At 59.3% G+C, this 1,974-nt stretch carries 1 protein-coding gene; it reads left to right on the top strand.

Going from position 1 to position 1,974, the window contains the following annotated elements; all coding sequences use genetic code 11:
- Positions 1 to 443: 443 nt before the first annotated feature.
- The coding region (locus tag AB1772_13390) for a cadherin repeat domain-containing protein (GenBank protein ID MEW5797333.1) at positions 444 to 1,974 on the top strand (1,531 nt) is incomplete at its 3' end.

Raw genomic sequence — 1,974 nt, forward strand, 5'->3', positions numbered from 1 at the left:
CCCCGCAAAGCAAAACCGCAACAGCCAAAGGAGACGAAAGCCACACCCGAAACCCTACCCGCGCAACCCGCAATCTGATGCTCAACCGGCAGCGGCGAGTGTCAGGTGATTACCGTTCTTGTACAGATAGTACGTTTGTACCATGATCGGGACGAGGAATTCGAATAGTCTTAGAGTTTCAAGCGCTCCCGACCCCAAGCATGTCACGAGAGCACCCAATGGACCACATCCTTCTTCTAATCGGTCCGAATATCCCAATCGATTCGTTCGCTCCCGGCGCACAGCTCAAGAGGCAATCGTCATTACGTCAAGACCTCGCGCCGGTGGCGTCTAGGCTTGAGTGATGCATTCGACGCGTGCAGGCGTTTGGCGAGGTTCTAGGGTTCCTCCGAGGTTGGCCGCTGAACCGCCTAGAATGGCGTATCTCCGAAGGAGTTCGTACAATGTCATTAATTCAGATTAAGGGCCCAACCATCGTTTCAGATCAAGGTTCTAGGAGTTTTCCGATTGTTGATATTGGGAAGCTGACGAACGGCGGCTACGCGCTCTCATGGATGGGGGTCACTCCAACGAGCCTTGGGGGAGGCAGCGACGTATTCACGGTAGTGTACGGGGCCGACGGTCAGCCAATTCCGGGATCCAGCATTTTAGACGTCACACAATCCCCCGGGTCGAACGACTACGACCTGCAGATCACACCACTGGCAAGCGGGCGATATGCGGTGACTTGGCTTGCCCAGCTGCCGGGTGCGGCGTTCGAAGTCTATACGACAGTCTACGGGGCTGATGGCCAGCCGATCCCTGGCATCGGCACATCGAATGTCACGAATAACGGTCCCTTCCTTTGGGATCATAATCCTCGTGTCACGGCGCTGGCGGGCGGGGGCTATGCGCTCACGTGGTACGGCGACGCGCCCGCGACCGGCGTGAACGGCTACGATATCGTTACGGCGGTCTATACTGATGACGGGCAGCCGGTTGGCGGCACTAGCGTCGTCAACGTGTCAAATACGACGACGCTTCGCGAGACTGATGTTCAAATCGCCGCGCTGACCAACGGCGGCTACGCCATGGTTTGGACAGCCGCCCCCATCGCCGGCGGGACACCTGAGGTCTTCACGGCGGTCTATGGCGCCGATGGGCAGCCCGTCCCCGACTCGGTCATCATCAGTGCTTCAGGTTTATCGGGCGGGGGTGGATCAGCGCCTGAGATCACTGCGTTGGCGGATGGTGGATACGCACTGGCCTGGTACAACAATACTGCTGTCTACACTGCGGTCTTCAGCGCCGATGGACAGCCCAAGCCCGGCACCGGTGCAGTCAACGTTTCGGGTGGTGGTGGGCTTTATCCGCAGTTAGCCGCGCTGGACGGCGGCGGCTTCGCAATCGTTTGGCTCGGCAATGGGGTTGGCGGAAATGATGTCTTCACCGCCGTCTATGGACCCGATGGCCAGCTTCTCGCCGGCACAACCCCCCTGAACGTTTCGAACTCGCCAGGACTCGGTGAGCAGCGACCGCAAATTGCGGCATTGACCAACGGCGGCTATGCGCTGTCGTGGGCTGCCAGCGGCGGTGGTTCGGATATCTACACCGCAGCGTTCGGCGCCGACGGGCAGCCCGTCGGTACCAACAATGTCCTCAGGGTCAACGAGACCAGTGGATTTCAGGACTTGGATCCTCGGATCACGGCGCTGGCCGACGGTGCCTATGCGCTAACGTGGTATGGGTTGCCCACGAGCCCGAATCCATCCGATCCAACCGCTCCCGTCTATACCGCCGTTTTCCAAGTCGTTACGGACAATGTGGCTCCAACGATCAATTCTGACGGTGGTGGGGCATCCGCAATTGTCTCCTTAGCCGAGAACACAAGTGCTGTCTCGACCGTCTCCGCAACCGACCCCGACGCCGGGCAGACGCTGACCTATGCCATTGCTAGCGGTGCGGATGCTGAGAAGTTCACGATCAATGCTACCA

It is taken from the genome of Candidatus Zixiibacteriota bacterium (genome assembly GCA_040752815.1).
GTDB lineage: Bacteria > Zixibacteria > MSB-5A5 > GN15 > FEB-12 > JAGGTI01.